The organism is Arthrobacter sp. JCM 19049 (assembly GCF_001310435.1).
In genome coordinates, this window is record NZ_BAXF01000114.1 from 1 (window position 1) to 5,837 (window position 5,837).

Here is a 5,837-nt window from a genome sequence, read left to right on the forward strand (position 1 = left end):
CTGGTCCAGCGGCACCACGAACGCGGTGGCCGCGTGTCCGGTGGTGGCGTCCGGGGTGGGGCACACCCCGGCCTCCACGACGCCCGGATGGGTGACCAGCGCCGATTCGATTTCAATGGTGGACAGCCGGTGCCCGGAGATGTTGATGACGTCATCGGTGCGTCCCAGGATCCAGATGTCCCCATCCGCATCGAACCGGGCCCCGTCCCCGGCCAGGAACCAGCCCTGCTCGGCGTACTGCTTCCAGTAGCTGGTGTAGTAGCGACGCGCATCGCCCCACACGGTGCGGGCCATTGCCGGACCGGTGCGGGTGATGACGATGTTGCCCTGTTCGCCGGGGGCCACACGTGTTCCCTGGGCGTCCACGATGTCCACCGCGACCCCCGGGGTGGCTCGCGCGGCACAGCCGGGCTTGAAGCCGGTGTCGGTGGGCCGCGGGGAGAGGATCGTCGCCCCGGACTCGGACTGCCACCAGGTGTCCACCATGGGGATGCCTTCGGCGGTGTTGCGTCCCACTTCGGTGCGCAGCCAGCGCCAGGCTTCCGGGTTCACCGCCTCGCCCACGGTGCCGCCCACCCGGATGGAGGACAGGTCATAGTGTGCCGGGATGCCGTCGGGGAACCAGCCATGAGCGAACGCACCAGGGTGGGGGCCGTGTAGTAGCTGGTGACCTTGTAGCGTTCGATGATCTCAAAATGCCGTCCCGGGTGCGGGGCGTTGGGCACCCCCTCGTAGATCACCTGGGTGACCCCGTTGGCCAGCGGACCATAGATTTCGTAGGTGTGGGCGGTGACCCAGGCCAGGTCCGCCGTGCACCAGTGCACGTCCAGCTCGCGCAGCGCCGGGTCCGGGTTCGCGAACAACAGGTTGTGGCTGTAGGCGGCCTGGGTCAGGTAGCCGCCGGTGGTGTGCACCAGCCCTTGGGCTTGCCGGTGGTCCCGGAGGTGTACATGATGAACAGCGGGGTTTCGGCGTCAAAGGCCTGGGCCTGGTGTTCGGTGGGCTGGCTGTCCACCAGCTCGTGCCACCACACGTCCCGTCCCTCGGTCCAGGCGATGTCGCACCCGGTGCGCCGGATCACCAGCACGTTCTCAATGTTGTTCTCCCCGGCCACCGCCGCGTCCGCGTTGTCCTTGACCGGGACGGCGGCGCCGCGGCGAAACTGGCCGTCCGTGGTGACCAGCAGCTTCGCTGCGGTGTCCTCGACCCGGAACTTCAGGGCCGCGGCGGAGAACCCGCCGAAAACCAGGGAGTGGATCGCGCCAATGCGGGCGCAGGCCAGGGTGATGACCACCGTCTCCACCAGCACCGGCAGGTAGATGACCACCCGGTCACCCTTCCCGATCCCCAGTTCGGTCAGCGCGTTCGCGGCCTGGCATACCCGTTCGGCCAGTTCCCGGTAGGTGACGGTCTCCCGGTCCCCGGGTTCCCCCTCGAAGTACAGGGCCACCTTCTCACCGCGGCCGGCCGCCACATGACGGTCCGCGCAGTTCACGGCGGCGTTCAGCGTGCCGCCCAGGTACCAGGAAATCTGCGGGCCGCGTTCGGCGGCGGGGTCGGCGGCAACGATCCGGGAGGTGGTGTGCCATCGGGTGTCCCAGTCCAGCAGGTTCGCCGCTTTATCCCAGAAGCGCTGGCGGGTGGCTTCGTCGGTGCTTTCCTCGGAGGTCAGGTCGATGGTTGTCATCGAAGAAAATCCTTTACACGTGGTCGCGGGCCCTAGGCCCAGCGGGCAATGGCCTTGCGTTCGGCGATGGACAGCAGGGCATCGGTGAGTTTGCCGAAGATCGCCAGCAAGATGATGGTCAGGATCAGGCGGTCAATGCGCCCATTGTTTTGGGAATCGGTGAGCAGGAACCCCAGGCCCATGGAGGCGCCGAGCAGTTCGGCCGCCACCAGGAACAGCCATGCCTGGGCCAGGGCCAGGCGCAGCCCGGAGAAGATCGCGGGAACCACGGCCGGCAGCTGAACGGTGCGCAGCAGGCGCAGGCCCCGGTAGCCAAAGGAGCGGGCCGCCTCCACCAGCTGGGGATCCACGTGGCGCAGCGCCAGGGAGACGGTGGTGAAGACCGGGAAGAAGGCGCCGATGATGATCAGGGTGACCTTGGAGTCCTCACCCATCTTCATCCACAGCACCAGCAGCGGAACCCAGGCCAGTGACGGGACCGCGCGCAGCGCCCCGATGCTCAGGCTCAGCAGGCATCGGCCAGCTTCGATAGTCCCACCAGGCACCGAAGACCAGGCCCAGCAGCGAACCGGCGGCAAAGCCCAACAGGACCCGCTGGGCGGAGATGCCTATGTGGGTCCACAGCTCACCGCGCTCCAGCAGGTCAACGGCGGCGGTGATGACGGAGGCCGGGGTGGGCAGCGCATAGGAGGGCACCAGTCCGCTTGTCGTGGCCAACTGCCACGCCACCAGGACCAGGGCGGGGACAACCAGGCCCACCAGCCAGTGCGGGAGCCCCAGCAGTGCGGCGAGCAGCCCGGCGCGCGGGGCATCGGCTTGTGTGGTGGCCGGCTGCTGGTCAACAGGAGCGGTCATCGCCTATTCACCCGCAATCTGTGAGGCATCGGCCTGCCGGGCAAACTGGTCGTCAACCAGGGTGTCCAGTGCGGCGTCCACCTCGGCTTGGCTCTTCACATCGCCGCTGTCGACAAACACCGGCCAATGTTGCCCAGCACCTGAACGAACTTCTCGCCCGGGACCGCCGCCACGTCGAGGTTGGATCGCTCGGAGATGACCGTGTCGGCGACCTGAGCGTCCAGTCCGGCGACATCGGCCAGGATCTGTGCGGTTTCCTCCGGGTGGCTGCCGGCCCACTGGCGCGCCTTCTCATAGGCGTCAACCACGGTCTGCGCCACTTCCGGGCTGTCCTTGAGGAAGTCCTCACGGGCGTTGAGCGCCCCATAGGTGTTGAAGTCCAGGTTGCGGTACAGCAGGCGTGCCCCGTCCTGTTCGGCGGACGCATGATCGGGTCCAGTCCGCTCCAGGCATCCACCGAGCCGTTGGCCAAAGCGGTGCGCCCGTCGGCGTGCTGCACGTTCTGCAACGTGATGTCCTTTTCCCCCAACCCCGCCTCCTGCAGGGCCTGCAGCAGGAAGAAGTAGGGTCGGTGCCCTTGGTGGCCGCGACCTGCTTGCCCTTCAGGTCGGCGACCGAGGAAACCGGTGAATCCTTGCCCACGACCAGTGCTGACCATTCGGGCTGCGAGTACAACGCGATCGTCTTGATCGGGGAACCGTTGGAGCGGGCCAGCAGGGCGGCGGAGCCGGCGGTGGAGCCACGTCGATGGCGTCCGCACGCAGTGCCTCGTTGGCCTTGTTTGACCCGGCCGACTGGATCCATTCGACGCTGATGCCGTCGTCGGCCAGCGCATCCTCCAGCCATCCCTTTTCCTTCAGCACCAGGCTCAGGGGGTTGTAGGTCGCATAGTCGAGGGTCAGGATCTCACCGGCAGCGGCGTTCTCCCCGGCGCAGCCGCTGAGGCTGCTCGCGGCCAATGCGACGGCGGCGAAGGTGAATGCGCAACGGCGGGACAGGGTGAATTTTGACATGGGAATCCTTAGCGGGTGGGTTCGGCGGCGCACGGTAGGAGGCCCGGACGCAAGGGTGAGGGGTGGACAGGAAGGCGACGCGGCGCGGGGGTTAATGGCCCGACGGGTCGACACCGAGCAGCTGCAGCAGATGCGCGCGCTGGGTGGTGAATCCGGAACCCGTCCGGTTGCGGGGCCTGGGGGAGTTCAGGGTCAGGTCCTCGATGACCCCGGCCCCGTTCTGCTTCTGCTCCGCGTTCGGCCGCCGGTGCCCCAGGACAATGACGCGGTCGGCCAGGCTCAGGGCCTCGTCCACGTCATGGGTGACCATCAGCACCGTGGTCGGGAACGAACGGTGGATGTCCAGCAGCAGATCCTGCATTTTCAGGCGGGTCAGGGCATCCAGCGCGCCGAACGGTTCGTCCAGCAGCAGGACCCCGGGGCGCCGTGCCAGGCGCGGGCCAGTGAAACGCGCTGGGCCATGCCCCCGGAAATCTCGCGTGGACGAAGTTCCGCCGCGTGGGTGAGCTCGGTCAGTTCCAGCAGCTCGGCGATCAGCTCGCGCCCGGCCTGGGCTGTCAGCTGCGGAGACAGGCCCAGGGCGATGTTCTGGCGCACCGTCCGCCACGGCAGCAACCGGGTTCCTGGAACGCCACAGCACAGCGGTCATCGATTCCCTCCACGGCGTGGCCGCCAATGCGGACCTGGCCGACACTGGGGTGATCCAGGCCGCTGACGGTGCGCAGCAGTGTGGACTTGCCGCAGCCGCTGCGCCCAGGATGGCCACCACCTGACCGGCGGTGATCTGCAGGTCGATGCCCGACAGGACCGTGCGGGTCTGCCGTCCTGCGGTGAACGAACGCCCCAGGTTGTGGAACTGAACCGATCGGGCAGTGGATGGCGCCACGGGTGTGGGCGACACAAGGACAGTACTCATTGTCATCTCCATCGCTTCTGGCGTTAGCACCGTCCATGCAGGAAGAGGCCTTCTCCCCGTCATGGTGGTTGCTGCGGCGTCAACGAGCCAGATCTCTCGGCCGCTCGGGATGGTTACGCCACCATGTAATCGTCCCGAACGGATGGAAGGCAAATCGTTCGTAATGTGACGAATCTTCGAAGTACACGTTTCTGGGGCCGGTAATTCTGGTATTTCTTTGATCCCTTGTGGATTCTGCATCATTCTGCCGCTTGACGGGGTCAGGCTGTTACGTCCTGCCCATTCGCGCCATCCGGGCGTTCGACGTCATCTGCGCTTCATGCCCCGAAATATGACGCCCGGCCTTGAGCTGGCTTCGACACCGCCGGTACAAATGAGATGAACCATCCAGAGCGGCTGAGAGATCTGGCTCCACGACGCCGCAGCAACCACCCCATGCGGGCCGGTGCTACCGCCAGGACCGATGGAAGAATTGAGGCTCTTGCATGTCATTCGGCGAACCCCAACCGGACTTCAACGCGCTGTCCGACCCTGCCCAGGCCCCTGCCGGCAACGCCGTGGACCTGGACCAGCACCCCGAGCAGCTGCCCGAGCGGCAGCTGCTGAAGATCACCCCGGGGCCTGGGGCCGACGAACAATATGAACGCCTGGCCGCCACCTTCCGACCGGTCTTCGCGCAAATCGCCGAGGGCGCAGCCCACCGGGACCGGGAGCGCATCCTGCCCTTTGAGCAAGTGGGGCTGCTGAACCGGGAACGCTTCGGGGCCCTGCGCGTCCCGGTGGACCGCGGCGGGTACGGTGCCCGCATGTCCGATGTCTTCCGCCTGCTGATTGAACTGGCCGAAGCCGACTCCCACATCGCCCAGCTCTGGCGTGCCCACCTGCCTTCGTCGAAGACGTGCTGGCCTTCGAGGACCAGTCGCTGCAGGCCAAATGGCTGGAGCGGATCTCCGCCGGGCACATTGTGGGCAACGCCTACACCGAACGCGGCGGCAACCGGCTGGGCAGCCTGAACACCACGGCCACCGAGCACGAGGGCCGCTGGTTCGTCACCGGGGAGAAGTACTATTGCACCGGGACCATCTTTGCCGACTGGACCATGGTAGCCGTGGCCCACCCCCAGCTGCCCGGTCGGCAGATCGCCGTCGTGGCCACCCAGCATTCCGGGGTGCGGATCCTGGACGACTGGGACGGGTTCGGCCAGCAGCTGACGGGCACCGGCACCACCACGTTCGAGCGGGTCCCGGTGGACAGCTTCATCCCGCAGCATGAGAACGACACCGAATCGGCGATCTTCCAGCTGGTGCTGCTGGCCGTGCAGGCCGGCCTGGCCCGCGCGGCGCTGAATGACCTGCGCTCCTCGGTC

The 5,837-nt window shown here is 67.0% G+C and carries 2 protein-coding genes, 4 pseudogenes and 2 riboswitches; of the genes and pseudogenes, 2 read left to right on the plus strand and 4 right to left on the minus strand.

The features are described 5' to 3' along the window. The 4 pseudogenes from JCM19049_RS07240 to JCM19049_RS07255 form a co-directional block, all read right to left on the minus strand. Window positions 1–1,687, minus strand: a pseudogene (locus tag JCM19049_RS07240) (acetate--CoA ligase); the annotation flags it as partial. Between the two features lie 32 nt (window positions 1,688–1,719). Then, a pseudogene (locus JCM19049_RS23260) lies at window positions 1,720–2,542 on the minus strand (ABC transporter permease). A 3-nt stretch (window positions 2,543–2,545) separates the two neighbouring features. Then, window positions 2,546–3,555, minus strand: a pseudogene (locus JCM19049_RS07250) (aliphatic sulfonate ABC transporter substrate-binding protein). Between the two features lie 91 nt (window positions 3,556–3,646). After that, window positions 3,647–4,471 (minus strand): annotated as a pseudogene (locus JCM19049_RS07255) (ABC transporter ATP-binding protein). A gap of 5 nt (window positions 4,472–4,476) precedes the next feature. Then, window positions 4,477–4,587, minus strand: a riboswitch (SAM riboswitch). Window positions 4,588–4,851: 264 nt separating this feature from the next. Next, window positions 4,852–4,941: riboswitch (SAM riboswitch) on the plus strand. A gap of 15 nt (window positions 4,942–4,956) precedes the next feature. On the opposite strand from JCM19049_RS07255, the gene JCM19049_RS07260 reads away from it, so the two are divergent. Further along, window positions 4,957–5,484 carry a hypothetical protein gene (locus tag JCM19049_RS07260; protein ID WP_054821250.1) on the plus strand — a complete coding sequence of 176 codons (528 nt, stop codon included), beginning with the start codon at window positions 4,957–4,959 and terminating at the stop codon, window positions 5,482–5,484. Continuing rightward, the coding region (locus JCM19049_RS07265) for an acyl-CoA dehydrogenase family protein (protein ID WP_279402676.1) at window positions 5,436–5,837 on the plus strand (402 nt) is incomplete at its 3' end. The genes JCM19049_RS07260 and JCM19049_RS07265, both read left to right, overlap by 49 nt.